The organism is Paeniglutamicibacter antarcticus, from assembly GCF_039544305.1.
Lineage (GTDB): Bacteria > Actinomycetota > Actinomycetes > Actinomycetales > Micrococcaceae > Paeniglutamicibacter > Paeniglutamicibacter antarcticus_C.
This window is the reverse complement of the sequence record NZ_BAABLK010000034.1, coordinates 296,495-315,935: the sequence shown is the minus strand read 5'-3', so window position 1 is coordinate 315,935 and position 19,441 is coordinate 296,495. Positions and strand designations below refer to the sequence as shown.

Below are 19,441 nucleotides of genomic sequence, written 5' to 3'. Positions count from 1 at the left end.
CATCCCGGCAGTACTGCGTGCTCCAGTGGGCATGGCCTGCTGGCGGGGTCTTGGACTCAGCTGCCCAGCTCGGGCCCCTTGGAAGGTAGGACTGACTCCCGCACGCTTCCCTCATCGAGCGCCACGAAGCAAGCGACCAGTCGGTCGCCCTCTTTCCACGTGGCTTCGGAGGGTCGGGAGAAATGATAGGACCAACTGGTGTCCAGGGGGCTGGCCGGATCCAACGGAACGGACTTGCACAGGTCCTGTGACTCGGCCAGGATCCCCGCGGGACCGGGGAACACATCGCCATTGAGCTTGAACGTCTCGACCAGCTGGGCGTTGTGGGCCGTCAGGCAGGTCACTACCGTTGTGTCCTCCAAGGGACTGACGAATCCCTGCAGGCAATCACCGATCCGCAATTGATTGGGCGGAACATCGGTGGCAATGATGCCGTCGAGGCCAGGAGATGCATTTCGGGTAACCTCGTCGACCGGCGCCGCCGTCTGGTCATGGGCGAAGAACTTATTGGCGCCGTAGATCACGATCAAGAGGATCCCCAACGCGCCCAGCAGGGCCCAGAGCGCAGGCGCGCGCCACCACGAACGCTTCTTTGACAAGGCACTGCGAGCGGGAAGCGCGGCTCTTGGCTCTGGTGATGGCTGGTCAGGCAAGCAAGCTCCCGGGTGGCTGGCAGTCGACTTGGTGGATTAAATAATACTCTACCGGCGGAACGAAGGTTCCGGGCAGGCACTCGCCGCGGAATCATGTTAACCTTGAAATACGAAAGAATTAGTCACATATTCTGGGGCCTCCGTCTGATTCAGGTGGACCACCTCCAGATCTACTGAAAAAGGGGGTCACGCCATGGGGCGCGGCCGTCAGAAGGCAAAAGCGACACGACAGGCCAGGGACATCAAGTATTTCTCCCCGGCCACTGATTTGTCCGCCTTAGAACGCGAGCTTGGACGGAATCGTGGGCACAGCTCCTCGAGTCCAAGCCCAGTCGACGTACCTTACGAATCCGATTATTCGGATTACGAGGACAAATACGCAGATGACGATGACGAGGACGACCAACGGCGCATCAGCTGATGCGCCGACTCCCTGAAGTGAACGCCGGGAAACCGGTGGTTGTGGTTTTTCCAGTACGTGAAAACGACAGCCGTGGGCACCATGCATTTTCTGCCTTGGTGACCGCGGCATTTGTCGTACCCGGCTGGCAGGTTTCCTGAGCATGCTTCACGAAGACAGGCTTGGCAGAGACATGGCCCACCGAGCCGCCATTCGTTCCATTGAACGGGTAGTGGGGGAGAACGCTCCTTTGCAGGACGCGGAGGAGGCCCGCAGCGGTATCCGCGCGATGCTCGACGCCGGATCGGTCCTGGTGCTGACCGGTGCGGGGGTTTCCACGGACTCCGGGATCCCCGACTACCGCGGGCCCAACGGATCGCTTCTGCGTCACCGGCCCATGACCTACCAGGAATTTTTGCATGAACCCGCCGCGCGCCACAGGTATTGGGCCCGTAGCTTCGTTGGTTGGCGGCACATGGCGCAGGCCTCGCCCAACGCCATCCACCGGCGTCTGGCCCAGTGGGAGGCGATGGGCCAGCTCAGCGGCATCGTGACCCAAAACGTCGACGGACTGCACGTTGCCGCGGGCTCCATGAACGTCATTGCGCTGCACGGGGACCTGGAACAGATCAGCTGCCTGGACTGTGGCGCCCTGGAAGGCCGGGGGCATCTTGATACCCGTTTGCACGAGGCGAATCCCGGGTACCTCGAGCGCATTGAACTCGATCCCGCCCTGGTAAACCCCGATGGCGATGTGTCGCTGGATGATGTCCACGTGGAGCAGTTCATCATGGTCGGATGCCTGGTGTGTGGATCACCGGCATTGAAACCCAACGTTGTCTACTTCGGCGAGAATGTCCCGGCCGAACGCAAGGCGCGTCTCAAGAAACTTGAAACACGCTCGGCCTCGCTGTTGGTGATCGGTTCGTCGTTGGCCGTCATGAGCGGTTATAAGCTGTTGCTAGATGCGCGCAGTGCCGGCAAACCTGTCGGGCTGATTAACGGTGGCCCGACCCGAGGCGACGCCAAGGCCAACTACAGGTGGCGCAGCAACATTGCCGAGGCGCTGGGCATCCTTGATGCGCACCAAGGACCCGCAACGCACCTTTAGCGCATGCTTGGTCCCGCGTAGGCTGGTATGCCGAGACCTCGGATCCAAGCGGTGGACCGACCCGAAACAACGGAGGCTTCCGGCATGAACCAACGCAATACCCCGGCAGTGGTCCTGCTCCTGCTGGGCAGCACCAGCATTCTCTTGGGTACCCTGGATTCTTTGGTGAGCCTTGCCGCGGTTTTTTGGGCCTTGGGGCTGGTGCTGTTCCTCGCAGCGGCCGGTGTCGCTGCCAACGCATACCGCAAGGCACGAAAATCCGTCCGCCGCACCTAGAAGCACGGCTGCACCCTGATAACGATTCATGTCTGCTCTTGACGGTGTGGTTAAGACGTGAGGGGGTGGTACCCGCAGGTACCATCCCCTCACGTTGAGGCATTGAATCGCTAGCCGGCGAAAACGCCGCGCATCAGCACCGCGCCGCCATCGACGCCCTTGGCGCCCTGGACGTAATCCAGACCGGCACCCTTGGCGTCCTCGCTCACGATCCCGATCTTGCCCATGACCCACGAGGTCATGCCACGGGCGTTGAGCCGGGCCAATGCCGCGTCAGCCACGGAGGCGTCAACGATGGCCACCATGCCGACACCGAGGTTCAGGGTGCGCTCCAGATCCGGCTGCGGCACCGAACCGAGTGCGGCGACGACCTTGAAAACGGCCGGCAATTCCCAGCTCGATCGCTCCACCGTGGCCATCAGGCCCTGGGGCAGCACACGGGCCAGATTGGCGGCCAGGCCACCGCCGGTGACGTGGCTGAAGCCATGGATGTCGATGGCACCGTCAACGTTGAAGGCACGGATCAGATCCAGGCAATCAGCGGTGTAGATGCGCGTGGGTTCGAGAAGTTCCTCGCCCAGGGTCCGGCCGAATTCGGGAACGTGCCTATCCAGGGCCCAGCCTGCATGCGCCACGACGTTGCGGACCAGCGAATAGCCGTTCGAATGGATCCCGGAGGCTGCCATGCCGATGACGACGTCCCCGTCCTTGACCCGCTCTGGGCCCAACAGGGAATCGGCTTCCACGATGCCCGTTGCCGCGCCGGCGACATCGTATTCGTGTTCACCCAACAGACCCGGGTGTTCCGCGGTTTCACCGCCGACAAGGGCGGTGCCGGCGATCTGGCAGCCCTTGGCAATACCTCGGACGATGTCCGCGACGCGCTCCGGGACGACCTTGCCGCAGGCAATGTAATCGGTCATGAACAGGGGCTCGGCGCCCACGACGACGATGTCATCGACGACCATGCCGACCAGGTCCTGGCCAATGGTGTCGTGGATGTCCATGGCCTGGGCGATGGCAACCTTGGTGCCCACGCCGTCGGTCGAGGTGGCAAGCAACGGTTTCTTGTAGGAAAGGAACTTCGAGGCGTCGTAGAGGCCTGCGAACCCGCCCACCCCGCCAATGACGTTGGCGTTGTGCGTAGCCTTGATCGCACCCTTCATCAACTCAACGGCGCGGTCACCGGCCTCGACATCGACACCGGCCGAAGCATAGGTGATTCCGGAATTCTCAGGGGTGGCGCTGGTCATCTCTGATGTGTCCTTTACTTAGTTGCGCGGTGTTTTGTCTTCGGCGGTGAGGGCGGATTCGAATTCGGCATCCGGTCCCGGCTCACATCCGGCCTGGTTGCTGCGTTCGAGCAGGTTCTTGCCGATCCGCCCGGAACCCGGCAGCGGGATCGGGTAGTCCCCGGTGAAGCATGCGGTGCACAGGCGTTCGCGCTTCTGCTCGGTGGCATTGATCATGCCGTCCTCGGAGATATACGCCAGCGAATCGGCACCGATGGACTTGCTGATTTCTTCCACGGCTGCGCCGTTGGCAATCAGCTCGGCGCGGGTGGCGAAGTCGATGCCGTAGAAGCACGGCCACTTCACCGGCGGGGAGGAGATCTTCACGTGGATCTCGGCCGCGCCGGCCTCGCGCAGCATGCGCACCACGGCGCGCTGGGTGTTCCCGCGCACGATCGAGTCATCAACGACCACAACGCGCTTGCCCTTGATCACCGGTTCCAGGGCGTTGAGCTTGAGCTTGATGCCGAGCTGGCGCAGTGTCTGCGAGGGTTGGATGAAGGTGCGTCCCACATAGGCGTTCTTCACGAAGCCGTGGGCGAAGGGGATCCCGGACTGTTCGGCGTAGCCAATGGCAGCTGGGGTTCCGGATTCTGGCACGGGGATCACGATGTCCGCATTGGCGGCATTCTCGCGCGCCAGCTGGCGGCCCATCTCCACGCGGGATTCATAGACCGAGCGGCCGTTGATTGAAGCATCCGGGCGGGCCAGGTAGACGTATTCGAAGACGCAGGCCTTCGGGGTGGCGGCGCCGAAACGCCGGGAGCGCACGCCCTCCTCGTCGATGGCGATGAACTCGCCCGGTTCGATCTCGCGGATGAAACTGGCGCCCACGGTGGCCAGCGCGGCCTGCTCGGAAGCCACGACCCAGCCGCGTTCCAGGCGGCCCAGCACCAGGGGGCGCACACCGTAGGTGTCGCGTGCCGCATACAGGGTGTGCTCGTCCATGAAGACGAAGCAGAAGGCGCCGGTCAGCTTGGGCAGCAACGCCAAGGCGGTCTCTTCAAGGGACTCGCCCTCGGCACCATTGAGCAGGGCCGTGACAAGTGCGGTGTCTGTGGTGTTGCCCTGGGCTAGCTCGCCGCGAACCTTCTGCCCGGATTCCTCCTGGACGGCGTTGACCATGTCCAGCAGTTCCGCGGAATTGGTCAGGTTCCCGTTGTGGGCCAAGGCGACCGTGCCGGCCGAGGTGGGACCAAGGGTCGGCTGGGCGTTGGCCCAGTGGCTTGCCCCGGTGGTGGAGTAGCGGCAATGGCCGATGGCCAGGTGCCCCTGCATCGAATTGAGGGTGTTCTCGTCGAACACCTGGGAGACCAGACCCATGTCCTTGTAGACATTGATCCGTTGCCCGTCGCTGGTGGCCAATCCGGCCGATTCCTGCCCGCGGTGCTGCAGCGCATACAGACCGTAATAGGTCAGTTTCGCTACTTCCTCGCCGGGAGCCCACACTCCAAAGACCCCGCACTCATCCTGCGGGCCTTTCTCGTTGGGTAGAAGATCATGATTTAGGTTTCCGTCACCACGCGCCATATTAATTATTCTCTCACGAGCGGGAGGTTCCAACTGGCGTGAAGTCACACACCGCTGCGGTTCTAGGGGTGTTCTGGCTCACCCATCGGCACGGCAAGCGCACGACGTCCCTTTTTGCGGGTGATGCGATCCACAACAAGGAAAACGATGCCGGCGACCAAGACACCGACGAAAGCGAAGCCGACCGCCAAGAAGCCGGCGACCGAGCCGCGCGAGATCTCGGCCGACTCCGGCCCGAGATATGCCGAAATGAAGGCGATGATGACGCCGACCAGCGCTCCGACACCCATGAACGGCCAGAATTTCGGTGCCGCGTACACCTGGACCTCGATGTTCTGGGGGGCCGGCTCGTGTTCGGGGGTATTGCTGGGGTTATTGCTGGAGTCCATACCCTCTAGGGTACTAAACCAGTGGGAGCTCGGCGGACAGGTCTGCGCGGAGCCCGGAAGCTGCGACCTTCCCGGTGGCCACCGCTGCTTCCCAGCCTATCTTGCCCGCCGCAAGCGCCAGCCAGATCTCGGCGGGTAGTTCAATGACGTTCGGGGGTGTGCCGCGGGTGTGCCGCGGGCCGGCAATGCACTGGGTCACGCCGAAAGGCGGGACCCGCACCTCGACCGAGTTGCCCTCGGCCCGGCTGGCCAGTTCCTCGAGGGTGTAGCGAACCGCCATGGCAATGACAGGCCGGGGAAGCGCCGTGGCTTCCTTGCTTGCGTTGTCGATCCACTGGCGGAAGGCGCGTGCGCCCTTGGCCGGATCGATGCGTCGTTTGATGGCCACGATGTCCTAGGCGTCCAATAAATCCATGACCGGCTTGGCCAGGCGCACGGAACCTACCTGAATCCCGCCACCAAGGACCGGATGCGTCAGCTTGGCCAGGGTGTCGGCGAGCTCGGTGGTGCTGATGGCGCCCGCATTGGCCAGCAGCGTCAGGGCCAGCAAGTCGCTTCCGCGCCCCGAGCCGTCACTCATCTTCACCGCAACGGCGATCCCGCACGGCGCGGCAAGCACCAAGACACCCTCGGCACCGAGCTTGGCTATGACTCCCAGGTCTTCCATCACCACGGAGTTGGGCTTCCCGTGGCCCTGGACAGCCCACGGATAATCAAGCATTGCTGTGGCAATCGTTGCCGCCCGGGCATCGGCGTGCTTGTTGCCTGGGGCTTGGGCGAGCTTCGAACCTGCTCGGGCCAGGCCCGCGAGGGAGATGACAGGGACAGGGGCGCCGCACCCGTCCACACCCAGGTGTGAGATCGGTTCGCCGGCGTATTCCTCGATGACTTCGATGACCCGCTTCTGCAACGGATGCTCGGCGGACAGATAGGTCTTGGTGTCCCAGCCTTTTTCCTTACATGCCCACAAGAAAGCGGCGTGCTTGCCGGAACAGTTGAAGCACAGTGCCGACTTGCCCAGCCCCGCCCGGATCCGTTCGGTGCGGGTCTGCTCATCCGCCGGCCAAGCAGCGGGGCACAGTAGGTCCGATTCGGACAGCCCGGCCTTGGCCAGCATCGATTGGACAACCTCGGTGTGTTCGATGCTGCCCACGTGGCTGGCGCAGGCCAACGCGACCTGGGCGCCACGCAGCGGAACACCGGACTGCATCGAGGCCAGCGCCTGGAACGGCTTGAGCGAGGAGCGCGGATACACCAGGACCCCGGGGTCGCCCAGTGCGCCGAGCACCCCACCTGTCGCATCGACGACGACCGCGGAACCGCGATGGCGGGATTCAACGAACCCGTTGCGTTCGAGCACAATAAGGTCCACGGTCTCGGAAGCAAGCAAGGTTTCGGCCATATGACCTAGTTTACTGTCTGCTCCGGGTCCAGAAGTGCAACGACGAAGTCGGCTCCCGGGGTGATCGAGCGCATATCCCAGCTGGAGAACCGGGCGGTGATCCCCAATCCGGCCGCCGCCGCATCGGTTTCAAAACTCGCAACCGAATAACCTTTCAGGGGAGAGAACCCCACAACGACCCGGCCTCCCGGTGCCAAATGCGCGGCCAGCGACCTCAAGACCTTTCCCGCGGTTCCCGGTGCCACGAACGCGAGCACGTTGCCCGGACAGATGACCCCGTCGAAGGTCTCCTGGTTTCCGCTTCTATCCAGCAACTCAAGTGTTTCAAGGTTCCCTTGCATCCAGCGCGAATCCGGATGGTCGATCCGGGCGGCGCCCAGCAGCTCTCTATCGAGGTCCACCCCGGTGACGTGGTGGCCGCGGGCGGCCAGCGCCCCGCCGACCCGCCCGGTTCCGCAGCCGGCATCAAGCACGCGTGCCCCGCGGGGGAGCACCGCATCGAGGAACCGGGCCTCGCCGTCGAGATCCTCACCGGATTCGCGCAGCTGCGCGAAGCGTTCGATGTAGTTCCTGGCCTGCCGGGGATCCCGGCGCGCCTGCTGCTGCCAGAGGGTTTCGTGTTCCATGTAATGAGCATAGATGCAGGGGGCCCAGGCGCCGCGGTGGGACCCGAGGCCGGCCCTGGGTACGGATGGCAACGTGGTACGGACGTGTGGCGGGAACCGGAGCGTGAAACCGCGGTTGGGCCAATGCGTCGGGACCGCGTCCCGGGGAGGCGTTCACCGGGGCAAACCCGGTAGGCTAATGCCTCGTGAAGGTACTGGTTATTGGCCCCGGCGGCCGCGAACATGCACTGATCCGCTCTTTGGCTGCGGATCCCTACGTCACCGACCTGCATTGTGCACCTGGCAATGCAGGGATATCGAGTGAAGTCACCACCCACGACATCGATGCCCAGGACCCCGCAGCAGTGGTGGCCTTGGCCACCGATCTGGAATCGGACCTGGTCGTGGTTGGCCCCGAGGCGCCCCTGGCAGCAGGAGTGGCGGACGCTCTGCTCATCGCCGGCATCCCGGTCTTCGGACCCACCCAAGGCGCTGCTCAGCTAGAGGCCTCCAAGGCCTTCGCCAAGAAAGTGATGGCCGAGGCAGAGGTGCCCACGGCCATGGCCAAGGTGGCCACCAACACGCGCGAAGCCGCCGACGCGCTTGATGCTTTTGGTGCCCCCTATGTGGTCAAGGACGATGGATTGGCCGCCGGCAAGGGAGTCGTGGTCACCTCCGACCGCGCCGAGGCCCTGGCCCACGCCGAAACCTGCTTCGAAGCCGGCGGCACGGTGGTCATCGAGGAATTCCTTGACGGCCCGGAGGTTTCCCTCTTCGTGATCTGCGACGGAACCCACGCCGTTCCGCTGGCCCCAGCCCAGGACTTCAAGCGCATCTTCGACAACGATGAAGGCCCTAATACCGGTGGCATGGGTGCCTATTCGCCTCTGCCATGGCTTCCGACGGGATTCGTCGACGAAGTCATGGAGCGAGTCGCCTACCCGACGCTGCGCGACATGGACTCCCGCGGCACCCCTTTCACCGGGGTGCTCTACTGCGGCCTGGCCATCACTACCCGCGGAATCCGCGTGATCGAATTCAATGCGCGCTTCGGGGACCCTGAAACCCAGGCGGTGCTCGCACGGCTGAAGACCCCGCTTGGCGGGTTGCTGCTGGCCGCGGCCAAGGGCGAACTGGACGAGGCGGAGCAACTGCACTGGCACCCCGAGACCGCTGTCGGGGTGGTCATGGCCGCGGAAAATTATCCGGAGAACCCCGTCAAGGGTGCCGTGATCCACGGCCTGGAACAGGCCGAATCCCTCGAAGGCGTCTCGGTCCTGCACGCCGGAACCAGCGTCAACGCTGCCGGCGAGACCGTCGTGGCCGGCGGCAGGGTGCTCGCCGTCGTAGGACTCGGCGCGGACCTGCACGCGGCCCGCGCAAAGGCCTACGCTGGGATCGCCGCCATCTCCTGGGACGGTGCCCAGCATCGCACCGACATCGCCTTGAAGGCCGCCAACGGCCAGATCAAACTCTCGGAAGGAACCCACTAAATGTCAGGTCTGAATACCGAGACCCTGGATCTGGAGGGCTGGACGCACTTCTACTCGGGCAAGGTCCGTGACCTCTACGTCCCGGCCGGTTCCACCTTCGAGGAAACGGACCGCGTACTGGTTGTGGCCAGCGACAGGATCAGCGCTTACGACTTCGTCCTTGAATCCGAGATCCCGGACAAGGGCAAAGTCCTGACCCAGCTGAGCCTGTGGTGGTTCGAGCAGCTCACCGAGATCCCCAACCACGTGATCTCCACCGATGTGCCAGAGGCCGTCTCCGGACGTGCCATGGTTTGCAAAAAGCTCGAGATGTTTCCGATCGAATGCATCGCCCGCGGTTACCTGACCGGCTCCGGACTGCTGGAGTACCAGAAACGCCAGACAGTGTGTGCGCTTCCGCTGAAGGCGGGTATGGTCAACGGCTCCAAGCTTGAGCCGACGATCTTCACACCCTCGGCCAAGGCCGAGGTCGGGGAACACGACGAGAACATCACCTTCGAGGAAACCGCGGCGCGCATCGGCGGCCAGCAGGCAGCTGATCTGCGTGATGCCACGTTGGCCCTGTACACGCGCGCCGAGGACATCGCCCGCACCTGCGGCATCATCCTGGCAGACACCAAGGTCGAGTTCGGAATCGATCCCTCCAATGGAGAGATCACCCTGGGTGACGAGGTTCTCACCCCTGATTCCTCACGCTTCTGGGACGCCGAGACCTACGAGCCCGGAGCTGCACAGCCTTCCTTCGACAAGCAGTTCGTTCGTGACTGGCTCACTTCCGAGGACTCGGGCTGGGACAAGGACTCCGGCCAGGAACCCCCCGCGTTGCCCACGGAGATCATCGAGCGCACCCGCGAACGTTACATTGAGGCCTACGAGCGACTGACCGGCCTGTCCTTCAGCGCCTAGTCCACGCCGGGATCGAGAGGCCCGGTGAAACGCATCTTCGGATGGGCTTCACCGGGCCTTTTGCCTGCCCGTTGGAAGCCTTGCTTTTTTGCGGATACCAGGATGTTGTTGTTCAGCCGGGCCCACCGGCCGGCTTCGCGTTCCGAGGTGTCCGCACCGTCCTTGTCAACGATGACTTTTTTGGTGGGGTGGGATGGGATCCCGTGGCCTGCACGACCTCTCCCGCAGCGCCCGGTGCGCCGCAGCCTGCGACCCAGCCTTAAGCATCTTCCGCGCGAGAGACGATGACGCATCCTACGGATTTGTCCTCGCCATTTTGTGCAAGCAGGCGCACGCTTGGGGCATCAATACTCTCGGGGAGCTCGACTTCGACGGGCAACGTGCCGTTCTCGGTGGCGTCGAGATCAAAGGCATTGCTGCCGGTATCCCTGGATCGCCCACCTAACCGCAGGCCAGCGCACAACACGCCAAGCGCCACCGGAACGCCAAATCGTCCCAGGGTATGGGCGCCTGGCTTCTAGTTGCCGGAGGACTACATTGAAAGGATGCCTTGAGGGCTTGCGCGGTGGGGCCGAGTACGACCTAGACCAGTGACTCGCGCCATGCCTTGTGCAGGGCGGCGAAGCGCCCCTGGGAACCGATGAGCTCTGCAGGGGAGCCGTCCTCGACGATCTTCCCGTCATGGACCACCAGCACCCTGTCAGCGATCTGCACGGTGGAAAGCCGGTGCGCAATGATCAACGCCGTGCGGTTGCCCAGCAGGGTCTGCAGGCCGCGCTGGACGGCACGCTCGGAGGGGATGTCCAGCGAACTGGTGGCCTCGTCGAGTATCAGCACGGCCGGGTCAGCCAGGAAGGCCCGGGCAAAGGATATGAGCTGGCGCTGGCCCGATGAGACGCGGCCGCCGCGCTTGTTCACATCCGTGTCGTACCCCTCGGGCAACGCCGTAATGAATTCGTGGGCGCCCACCGCGCGGGCGGCCAGGATGATCTCCTCGATGCTCGCCCCGGGCTTGCCCAGCGCGATGTTCTCCGAGACCGTCCCGGAAAACAGGAACGACTCCTGGGTCACCATCACCACATGCCTGCGCAGATCGTCGTTGCCGATCTGCTCGATGGGCACCGAATCCAGGGTCAGCGATCCGGAGCGCAGGTCGTAGAACCTGGCGATGAGCTTGGCCAGCGTGGATTTTCCCGCGCCTGTCTGGCCGACCACGGCAATGGTCTGCCCGGCCGGGATGTCCAGGTCGAACCGGTCCATGATCACCGGTCCGTCGCCATAACCAAAGACCGCGTTGGAGAATCTCAGTGCACCGGCCACGTCGCCAAGGGGCCTAGGTTTCTCCGGTTCCACCACCGAGGGAGCTTCCTCGAGCAGGCCAGAGACCTTTTCCAGGGCTGCGGTTGCGGCCTGCAGCGAGGAGTAGAACATCGCGATGCCTTCAACGGGCTGGAAAACGCGCTTGGTGGCCAGCAGCAGGGCCACCAGCACGCCCACGGCAAGTGTTCCGTCAAGGATGCGGAATCCGCCCCAGGCGAGGACCGCGGCCACTGCAAGGTTGCCGATGAGCACCAGCCCCGGTTGAAGCACCCCGAAGAGGTTGATGGAGCGGATCGAGTTGTCGCGGAATTCGGCGGCGACCTTTCCGTAGCTGGCATCGTTGGCCTTTTCCTTGCGGAAGGCCTTGACCGCGCGGATCCCGGTCATGGTTTCAACGAAGGAACCGATGAGCCGGGCCGAGACCACCCGGGATTCGCGGTAGACGACCTCGGAGCGGTGCTGGTACCAGGCAAAGAGCAGCGAGATCGGGATGGCGGCGATCATCACAAGGAATCCCGAGCGCCAATCAAGAAGGAAGATCGAGAGCAACGTGAACACCACGAAGACGCCCGAGGAGACGAGTTCGGAGATGCCTTGGTCCAGCAGCTCGCGCAAGGTCTCCAGGTCGGAGGTCTGCCGCGAAATGATGCGCCCGGAGGTGTAGTTCTCGTGGAATTCCAGGCTGAGGCGCTGGGTGTGCCTGAAGACCTTCAGGCGCAAATCCAGCAACATCGCCTGGGACATCCGTGCGGTGCACAGGATATACCAGCCCAGCAGGGTGCCAGCCAGGATCGCACAGAGCACGTATGCCCCGCCGGTGATACCCAGGGCAGCCACGTTGCCGCTGGTGACCTGCGGCAGTCCCCAGTCGATGGCCCAGGCGATCAGCAGCGGGAAGGCCGCGCGGGCGGCATTGGAGATCACGACGAGCACCAAGGTCAGCACCAGCATCGGTTTCTGCTTGGCTGCAAGGGAGGCGAGCAACCGCCAAGAGCGGGCGCGCACGCGTTTGCGTTGGTCCTTGGTCAGGGTGAGCGCGTCCTCGTTGGACACTCCGGTGTTGGTGCTCATGACCGTGGCCCGCCTCCCAGGGTGGTGGTGTCGGGATCTTCCTCGTCCTCGAGGCTGGCGATCACGAATCGGTAGTGTGTGTTCCCGGCGAGCAATTCCGAGTGGGTTCCCACATCGTGGATGGCGCCGTCCTTGAGCAGTGCGACCCTGTCGGCCAGCATCACCGTGGAAGGCCGGTGTGCGACGATCAGCGTGGTTGTCCCGTCCAAGGTGGTGCGCAGCTTCTCGGTGACCGTTTCCTCGGTGCGCACATCCAGCGCAGAGAGCGGGTCATCGAGAACCAGTATCCGCGGCTTGGCGGCAATGGCCCGGGCAAGGGCGATGCGCTGGCGCTGGCCTCCGGACAGGGAGAGCCCCTCCTCGCCGATGACGGTGTCCAGCCCGTTGGGCAGCGAGCGGGCGAATCCGGCCTGCGCAGTGTCGATTGCCTCATCGAGCAGGGCGCCGAGGTGAGCCTCGGGCAGTTCGGGGGCACCGAGGAGAACGTTTTCGCGAATGGAAGCGGAAAACAAGATGGTGTCCTCGAATGCCACGGCCACGCACCGGCGAAGTTCGGTCAGGTCCCAATCGCGCACGTCGATCCCGTCGATGAGCACGCGGCCGGAGGTTGCCTCGTGCAGGCGGGGGATGAGCTGGAGCAGCGTGGACTTGCCGGTGCCGGTCATCCCGACCAGGGCCATGGTTTCCCCGGGCCGCACCCGCAGGTTGACGCCTCGCAGCGTGGGTGCGCTGGTTCCGGCCGCGTCCGGGAACGAGAAATGGACGTTGCTCAGCACCAGTTCACCGACCGGGTCGGCTGGCCTGCGTGGATCATCGGGGGAGGTGATGGTGTTTTCGGCGTCCATGACCTCGAAGTGGCGGTCCAGCGCGGTCTTGGTGGTCAGCGTCATGCCCAGCAGCATGCCCATGTTCTCCACCGGGCCCGCCAGCACCGTGGCGGTGGCGAAGAAGGCGACCAGTGCACCGATGCTCAGTTGGTCCTGGGAGGTGAGCCAGAGGCCGGCCACTAGGCCCAGACCCAGTGCGGTCTCGGGGATCGAAACGATGAAGACCAGGAAACTGGCCAGGGTCCTGGCCTTGGTGACTTCGGTGTCACGCAACTGGCTGGCCCGGGAATTGAATCCGTCATACATGTGCCGGCCCCGGCCAAAGGCCTTGATGACACGGATCCCGTGCACGGATTCCTCGACGGCCGTGGCCAGGTCTCCGGCTTGGTCCTGGCTGAGGCGGCTTGCCGTCTTGTAGGTGTTGCGGAAGTGGAAGGCCTTGATGGTGATCGGGATGGCGCCGACGAGATAGATGCTGCCCAACACCCAGCTGCTGTTGAACATCAAGACCAAGCCGGTCAGCACGGTGACAGTGGAAACCACCAGCATCAACGATCCGAATGCCAGCCAACGGCGCAGCAGGCTGAGGTCCGACATGGACCTGGAGAGCAGCTGCCCGGAGCCCCAGCGTTCGTGGAACGCCACGGGAAGCCGTTGGAGGTGTTCGTAGAAACGCACCCGCATCTGGGTTTCCAGGCGTGCGGCAGGGGTGATAACGAATTGCCGGCGAAGGAACACCAACGCCGCCTCGAGTGCGCCCAGCCCTGCGACCAGGCCCACCGCCAGCCAGACATCGGAGCTGTTTCCCTCGGGATGCAGGACGTTGTTCACCAGCCAGGCCAGGACCTGGGGGATGGTCAGGGCGACGATGCCCGCGGCAAGCGCGCATATGAAACCGAAGAACAGTCTCGGCATGATGGGTTTGACGAACGGCAGCAGCCGCGCGAATGTCCGACCCATCGTGGGTGTGCCCTCGGTAGGGGCGTGTCCTAGTTGTACTGCCACCTTTGTCCGACCCCTAATCCCGCACACCAATTCGCTATTGGGAATACCCTACAGCGTGGGGTTGGGATTGTTCAATCGGATGCGGCGGGTTAGCCCCTGGCGGTCAATGTCAACAGCACGGCCTCGGGTGGGCAGGCAATGCGCACCGGGGCAAAGCGCGAGGTGCCAATGCCGGCCGACACGTTCAGCTCGGTGCTCTTGTCCTGAAAATCCCATCGGTTCAAGCCGCTTGCACGCCACGTGGGCAGGTCGCAATTGGTCACCAGGGCCCCGTAACCGGGGAGGCACACCTGTCCACCATGCGTGTGCCCGGCCAGCACCAAATCGGTGTCCGCGGCGGTAAAGGCGTCAAGGACGCGTTGGTACGGAGCGTGAGTCAGTGCAATGCGCAAGTGGGGGGCAGCACTCGACGTCGAGGAACCTGCCGGCCAGCCGGCAAAGCGCTCCAGTCCCAAGTGCGGGTCATCGACCCCGGTGAGGTCCAGCCGGGTGCCGCGTACGGCCAATGAGTGGTTCCTGTTGGTCAAGTTGATCCAACCGCCGGCACCGAACCCCCGGTGCATCTGCTCCCAGGGCAATTGGTGCTTGGGGGAGTTGCGCGGGGTGTCCGCGCGATTGGCCAGGTAGCGCAGGGGGTTCTTGGGTCGTGGTGCGAAGTAGCAATTCGATCCCGGCACGAACGCCCCGGGGAACGCCATGAGCGGGCCCAAGGCCTCCAACAGGGGGTCCAAGCCCTTCGGATGGCCAAGATTGTCACCGGTGTTCACGACGAAGTCCGGTTTCAGGTCTGCCAGTGAGTGCAGCCACCGACGCTTGAGCTCCTGCCGGGGAACCATGTGAATGTCCGAGATGTGCAAAACCTTGATCGATTCCGAACCGGGGGGCAGCAGCGCGAGGCTTTCCTCGCGAAGAACGAATCGGGTGGTCTGGGCCAGGCCGTAGCCAAAGGCAACACCGGCGGAAGCCGTTGCTGCTGCAGCCGCCAAAGCGCCCACACGCACAGCGCGTGAGGCCGCTTTGGGCAGTGGGGATGAAATCACCATGGCTCTAGTCGGATTTCTTCGGAGGGGTGGGAGCCTTGCTGCTGCCGCTGTTCTGCTTGGAGCTGCCCTTGTCCTTGCCCTTTTCCTTGTTTTCGCTCTTGGGGATTTTTACTTCCTTGGGGGCCGTGGAATTCTTTGGCTTGTTGCTCGGCTTGTCCTTGGAGCTGTCCTTGGAGCTGTCCTTGGCCGACTTGGACTCATCCGAGGACTTGGAGTCGTTGGAAGAGTCCTTTTTGTCTTCCTTCGGCGGCGCCTTGGGGGCGGACTTGGCGTTGCCGAACTTCTTGGCCGGGTATAGTTCCCCGACCTGCTTCATGTAGTTCGTCCACAGCGGGGAGGCCCAGGTGCCCGAGTCGGTCCAGCGACGGGTCACGCCGGCGATTTCCTTGTCCATGGTTTCCAGGTTCGACTGCTTGTCGTAGCGACCGACCCAGGCCGCGGAGGTCATGCCTGTGGTGTAGCCCACGAACCAAGTCGAGTTGGCCCCGTTGTTAGTACCGGTCTTGCCCGCGATCGGGTAGCCGATGCTTCCCTTGGCGACCTTCTGCGAAGCGATCTTCTTCATGGTGCCGTTCATGTCGGCAACGACCTGCGGACTGACTTCCTGTCTGCACTCCACCGGCTTGACCTTGTATTCGGTGCCCTTGGCGTCGGTGACGGAAGTCAGCGCACGGTTCTCGCAGAATTCGCCATCGTTGGCCAAGGCTGCAAAGGCGGTGGCCTGGGCCAGCGGGGTGATGCGCGCCGAACCGATCACGAATGATGGGTTGGCAGGAGAAATCGGTTGAGCCGTGGTGGTTTTCTCGCCGGTTTTAAAATCCGTGTAGTTGTCATAGTCGAGAAGGCCCAAGCGTTCGGTTGCTTTCGAGATGTCACAAAGGTCCAGCTTGGAGGCTTCGGTGATCGTCGCGGTGTTTACGGAATTGAATAGTCCGTAGTCGACACTCATCGATGACGGGTAGCCCTTGACGGCGTTCGCCGGAGACCAGCCCTCGGCCCCGCCGCCGGACGTAGCGTAGCCGCGAGCAAGGCATGAAGCCTTCCATTTGAATGACTCCGGGTAGTTCTTCTTATTGGGGGCACTGATCCTGTCCCACATGTTGTGCCCGGATTCGAGCCACGCCATGGTCGTATAGGGCTTCATGGTGGACCCCCCCTGGAAGCCGCCTGCACCGCCAAGTGCCTTCTCCACGGCGAAGTTGATCATGGTGACAGGACCCTTGTCCTTGTCCGTGGGGCCGTAGGTCTTGTTCTGGCCCATGGCCAAGATGTTTCCGGTACCGGGTTCCACCGTCACGATGGAAGCGCCTATGTTCGACTTGTCGTCGGCCGGGATGATCCGCTTGGACTGCTTTTCCGCTTCCTGCTGCAGGCGCAGATCCAAGGTGGTCTGGATGGTCAGGCCACCGCGGTAGAGCAGGTTCTCACGATCCTTCTTGGTCTTGCCGTATGCCTTGTCGGTGGTGATCAGCCTGGTGACGTAGTCGCAGAAGAAGGCTCCGGAATCAGCTGCGATGCAGCCGGACTTGACCTGGTGCGGCTTCAGCGCAAGCTTGGACTTGGCAGCCTTGTCATATTCCGCCTTGTCGATTGCACCGGTACGCAGCATGGCAGCCAGTACGGTGTTGCGACGCTTGAGGCTACGCTCGGGGCTCTTTTCCGGGTTGTACGCGTTGGGCAACTGAACCATGCCGGCGAGCATCGCTGACTGCTGCAGGTTCAGGTCCTTGGCGTCCACCGAGTAGAAGCGCTGGGCTGCGGCCTGGATGCCGTAGTTGCGTCCGGAGAACAACACGAGGTTCAGGTAGCCCTCAAGGATCTCGTCCTTGGTCATCTTCTTCTCGATGGAGACCGCCAGCTTGGCTTCGCGGGCCTTGTCGGCAATGTCCTTGCTGCCCGAGACCGTCATCTCTGAGCGGTCCACCCCGTTGACGACGTCGGCGTTGACGATGAGGTTGTTGACGTACTGCTGGGTCAGGGTGGAGGCGCCCTGCTGGGACGAGGAGGTGAAGTTGTTCACCGCTGCGCGGGCAATGCCGCGGATATCCACACCGTTGTGCTCGTAGAAGCGTTCGTCCTCAATGGAAACGATCGCCTTCTGCATGATCTTGGAAATGTCTTTGAGTTCTACCGGCTGCCGGTTTTCCGAATAGAAGGTGGCGATCGTCGACCCGTCTTTTGCCAGGACCTTCGAAGGCTGGGCGATGGGCTCACCCTTGAAACTTGCTGGCAGCGCATCGAATACCTCGGAGCCGGCGCTGGCGCCACTGCCGGCAAGAGAAGCGACGGGGATCATCAACCCTGCCGCAAGTACGCCACATAAGGCGCTCACCCCAAAGAAGGCAACGATCTTGCCGAGGGTGGTAGCCGTATCAAAAAACGGGGACTTTTTAGCTGCCATGCCCACTAGTTTACAAGGACGCGCTAACGTATCGGTTATGACCAAATGGGAGTACGCCACTTTGCCGCTAATTATTCACGCCACAAAGCAGATCCTGGACCAGTGGGGTGACGACGGTTGGGAGCTTGTCGCCGTCGTTCCCGGTCCCAATGGAAACGCACCGGTCGCTTACCTCAAGCGTCCCAAGGCCTAAGAAAAGAAACGAGTCAAACCCATGCAACAAGAGACTTCTTCAGCAGTTGAAGCACGCCTGAACGAGCTCGGGCACACCCTGCCCGCAGTCGCCGCACCGGTGGCCGCATACGTGCCGGCCACCATCACCGGAAACCTGGTTTACACCTCGGGGCAGCTGCCGTTTATTAACGGGGAACTCACAGCCTCGGGCAAGGTCGGAGCCGAGGTCTCGGCAGAGACCGCCGCAGGCCAGGCTCAGGCCTGCGCACTAAACGCGCTGGCAGCCATCAAGGACGTCATTGGCGATCTGGATCGCATTGTCCGCGTGGTCAAGGTCGTGGGCTTTGTGGCCTCCGACCCGTCGTTCACCGGCCAGCCGGCAGTGGTCAACGGCGCCTCCGAATTCCTTGGTGCAGTGCTCGGCGACAAGGGAATCCATGCCCGCTCCGCCGTCGGTGTTGCGGCACTTCCCCTGGACGCTCCGGTAGAGGTCGAACTGATCGTTGAGTTTGCGTAACCAGCACAATGGCGACAGCCCCGTGAACGAGACTCCCGCGGCGAGTCCGCGCAATCCGTCCACGGGGCTGCTGCGTCGGCTTTTCGACCTTCCGCCGACTCAATACGATGCCGCGGAAAACTGGGTTTCCTTCGGTAGCAGGACCCCGCGCACCGCCAGAAGCGCCTCCTCGGTGGTGCTGATCAGGGACTCTCCCAAAGGTGTCGAAACTTACTTGGGATATCGTCCCGGTGGTTCGCCGCTCGGGAGTGTCGCGTTTCCCGGCGGAAGCCTGGAGCGCGACGACGAGGCCGAGATCCCGTGGTACGGGCCAAGCCTGTCCGACTGGTCCAAGCGCCTGGGAATCCTTGACCAACGCATGGTCAGGGCACATATTGTTTGCGCCATCCGAGAACTCTTCGAGGAAACCGGTGTTCTGCTCGCAGGTACCGATGAACTCTCGGTGGTGGAAAACACCGACAGCAAAGACTGGATGTCCGTCCGTGAAGCTGTCGCTGGCCAGGACAAGTCGCTTGCCGACGTCCTGATGAAGCGCGGGTTGGGCCTGCGCACCGATCTGCTGCGACCGCTCTCGCACTGGATCTCCCCGAATTTCGCGTTGCGACGCTTTGATACCCGCTATTTCGCTGCTGCCTTGCCGGTACGCCAAGAACCGAGGCTCTTGCGGGGCAAGGGCGTGTGGGCGGGCTGGAAGGTGGCATCCGAGGTCATCGAGCACCGCAGCACCACGGCCCTGGGCGACGAAGTGGGTGCATCGGACACGGTGGGCCTGCCGCTGAGCATGCTCACGACCCCTCCCGTGGAGGTCGTCCTGGAAAAAATCGCTTCGACCCGCGGCACCGTCGCCTACCTCTCCGTGCGGCGCGAGCTAAAAAGCTACCATCCCGAACTCGTTGAAGTGGGCGGGAAGTTCTACCTCGATGTCACCACCACGACCGCTGCCGAAGGTGGCGGCCGCGGCCGCGGCCGCTAGCTGCTCTGTAGGCACCACGGGTAAGAGCCTGCCCAGGGCCAGGCAGCCTCTGC

20 protein-coding genes are annotated in these 19,441 nt (G+C 63.2%); 9 read left to right on the top strand and 11 right to left on the bottom strand.

Annotation, left to right across the window (positions count from 1 at the left end; translation table 11 throughout):
* Window positions 1-56: 56 nt before the first annotated feature.
* On the bottom strand, window positions 57-599 hold the full coding sequence (locus ABEA12_RS13055) for a hypothetical protein (protein WP_210099913.1): 543 nt from the start codon (window positions 597-599) through the stop codon (window positions 57-59).
* 247 nt (window positions 600-846) lie between these two features.
* Between ABEA12_RS13055 and ABEA12_RS13050 the strand changes: the two genes are divergently transcribed.
* The 3 genes from ABEA12_RS13050 (at window position 847) to ABEA12_RS13040 (ending at window position 2,440) form a co-directional block, all read left to right on the top strand.
* A complete protein-coding gene (locus tag ABEA12_RS13050) occupies window positions 847-1,074 on the top strand; it encodes a DUF3073 family protein (protein ID WP_210099914.1) in 228 nt (75 codons plus the stop codon).
* Between the two features lie 172 nt (window positions 1,075-1,246).
* Window positions 1,247-2,164 carry a Sir2 family NAD-dependent protein deacetylase gene (locus tag ABEA12_RS13045; RefSeq protein ID WP_210099915.1) on the top strand — a complete coding sequence of 306 codons (918 nt, stop codon included), beginning with the start codon at window positions 1,247-1,249 and terminating at the stop codon, window positions 2,162-2,164.
* Window positions 2,165-2,248: 84 nt separating this feature from the next.
* A complete protein-coding gene (locus ABEA12_RS13040; RefSeq protein ID WP_210099916.1) occupies window positions 2,249-2,440 on the top strand; it encodes a hypothetical protein in 192 nt (63 codons plus the stop codon).
* Between the two features lie 110 nt (window positions 2,441-2,550).
* Here ABEA12_RS13040 and purM read toward each other — a convergent pair whose 3' ends face one another.
* The 6 genes from purM to ABEA12_RS13010 all read right to left on the bottom strand — a co-directional run bounded on the left by purM (window position 2,551) and on the right by ABEA12_RS13010 (window position 7,679).
* Window positions 2,551-3,693 carry a phosphoribosylformylglycinamidine cyclo-ligase gene (purM, locus tag ABEA12_RS13035; RefSeq protein WP_210099917.1) on the bottom strand — a complete coding sequence of 381 codons (1,143 nt, stop codon included), beginning with the start codon at window positions 3,691-3,693 and terminating at the stop codon, window positions 2,551-2,553.
* 18 nt (window positions 3,694-3,711) lie between these two features.
* Entirely contained in the window at window positions 3,712-5,262 is a 1,551-nt protein-coding gene (gene purF / locus ABEA12_RS13030) for an amidophosphoribosyltransferase (protein WP_210099918.1), read from the bottom strand.
* 62 nt (window positions 5,263-5,324) lie between these two features.
* Window positions 5,325-5,651, bottom strand: coding sequence for a hypothetical protein (locus tag ABEA12_RS13025; RefSeq protein ID WP_210099919.1), 327 nt, complete (start codon window positions 5,649-5,651; stop codon window positions 5,325-5,327).
* A gap of 13 nt (window positions 5,652-5,664) precedes the next feature.
* Window positions 5,665-6,039 (bottom strand): sterol carrier family protein, encoded by a 375-nt coding sequence (locus ABEA12_RS13020; protein ID WP_425571783.1) that lies wholly within the window; start codon window positions 6,037-6,039, stop codon window positions 5,665-5,667.
* 6 nt (window positions 6,040-6,045) lie between these two features.
* Window positions 6,046-7,053 carry an asparaginase gene (locus ABEA12_RS13015; protein WP_210099920.1) on the bottom strand — a complete coding sequence of 336 codons (1,008 nt, stop codon included), beginning with the start codon at window positions 7,051-7,053 and terminating at the stop codon, window positions 6,046-6,048.
* 5 nt (window positions 7,054-7,058) lie between these two features.
* Complete coding sequence (locus tag ABEA12_RS13010) at window positions 7,059-7,679, bottom strand: class I SAM-dependent methyltransferase (protein WP_210099921.1); 621 nt, start codon at window positions 7,677-7,679, stop codon at window positions 7,059-7,061.
* 185 nt (window positions 7,680-7,864) lie between these two features.
* On the opposite strand from ABEA12_RS13010, the gene purD reads away from it, so the two are divergent.
* The 3 genes from purD to ABEA12_RS12995 all read left to right on the top strand — a co-directional run bounded on the left by purD (window position 7,865) and on the right by ABEA12_RS12995 (window position 10,502).
* The gene (purD, locus tag ABEA12_RS13005; RefSeq protein WP_210099922.1) at window positions 7,865-9,151 is read left to right on the top strand and encodes a phosphoribosylamine--glycine ligase; all 1,287 of its coding nucleotides are present in this window, start codon (window positions 7,865-7,867) and stop codon (window positions 9,149-9,151) included.
* A complete protein-coding gene (locus ABEA12_RS13000) occupies window positions 9,152-10,057 on the top strand; it encodes a phosphoribosylaminoimidazolesuccinocarboxamide synthase (protein WP_210099923.1) in 906 nt (301 codons plus the stop codon).
* Between the two features lie 193 nt (window positions 10,058-10,250).
* Window positions 10,251-10,502: a hypothetical protein gene (locus ABEA12_RS12995; RefSeq protein ID WP_210099924.1), complete on the top strand. Its 252-nt coding sequence runs from the start codon at window positions 10,251-10,253 to the stop codon at window positions 10,500-10,502.
* A gap of 137 nt (window positions 10,503-10,639) precedes the next feature.
* Here ABEA12_RS12995 and ABEA12_RS12990 read toward each other — a convergent pair whose 3' ends face one another.
* The 4 genes from ABEA12_RS12990 to ABEA12_RS12975 all read right to left on the bottom strand — a co-directional run bounded on the left by ABEA12_RS12990 (window position 10,640) and on the right by ABEA12_RS12975 (window position 17,724).
* Window positions 10,640-12,448 carry an ABC transporter ATP-binding protein gene (locus tag ABEA12_RS12990; protein ID WP_210099925.1) on the bottom strand — a complete coding sequence of 603 codons (1,809 nt, stop codon included), beginning with the start codon at window positions 12,446-12,448 and terminating at the stop codon, window positions 10,640-10,642.
* Window positions 12,445-14,235 (bottom strand): ABC transporter ATP-binding protein, encoded by a 1,791-nt coding sequence (locus ABEA12_RS12985; RefSeq protein WP_210102459.1) that lies wholly within the window; start codon window positions 14,233-14,235, stop codon window positions 12,445-12,447. Before ABEA12_RS12985 ends, ABEA12_RS12990 begins: the two co-directional genes overlap by 4 nt.
* A gap of 134 nt (window positions 14,236-14,369) precedes the next feature.
* The gene (locus ABEA12_RS12980; protein WP_210099926.1) at window positions 14,370-15,323 is read right to left on the bottom strand and encodes a metallophosphoesterase; all 954 of its coding nucleotides are present in this window, start codon (window positions 15,321-15,323) and stop codon (window positions 14,370-14,372) included.
* A gap of 4 nt (window positions 15,324-15,327) precedes the next feature.
* The gene (locus ABEA12_RS12975) at window positions 15,328-17,724 is read right to left on the bottom strand and encodes a transglycosylase domain-containing protein (RefSeq protein WP_345468538.1); all 2,397 of its coding nucleotides are present in this window, start codon (window positions 17,722-17,724) and stop codon (window positions 15,328-15,330) included.
* Window positions 17,725-17,761: 37 nt separating this feature from the next.
* Between ABEA12_RS12975 and sp36 the strand changes: the two genes are divergently transcribed.
* From sp36 to ABEA12_RS12960, 3 genes are read left to right on the top strand one after another with little or no spacing between them, the layout of a single operon-like run.
* Window positions 17,762-17,917 carry a Sp36 family protein gene (sp36, locus tag ABEA12_RS12970; RefSeq protein ID WP_181578252.1) on the top strand — a complete coding sequence of 52 codons (156 nt, stop codon included), beginning with the start codon at window positions 17,762-17,764 and terminating at the stop codon, window positions 17,915-17,917.
* 21 nt (window positions 17,918-17,938) lie between these two features.
* Window positions 17,939-18,415 carry a RidA family protein gene (locus tag ABEA12_RS12965; protein ID WP_210099927.1) on the top strand — a complete coding sequence of 159 codons (477 nt, stop codon included), beginning with the start codon at window positions 17,939-17,941 and terminating at the stop codon, window positions 18,413-18,415.
* A 22-nt stretch (window positions 18,416-18,437) separates the two neighbouring features.
* Window positions 18,438-19,388 (top strand): NUDIX hydrolase, encoded by a 951-nt coding sequence (locus tag ABEA12_RS12960; RefSeq protein WP_345468536.1) that lies wholly within the window; start codon window positions 18,438-18,440, stop codon window positions 19,386-19,388.
* Window positions 19,389-19,441 lie beyond the last annotated feature (53 nt).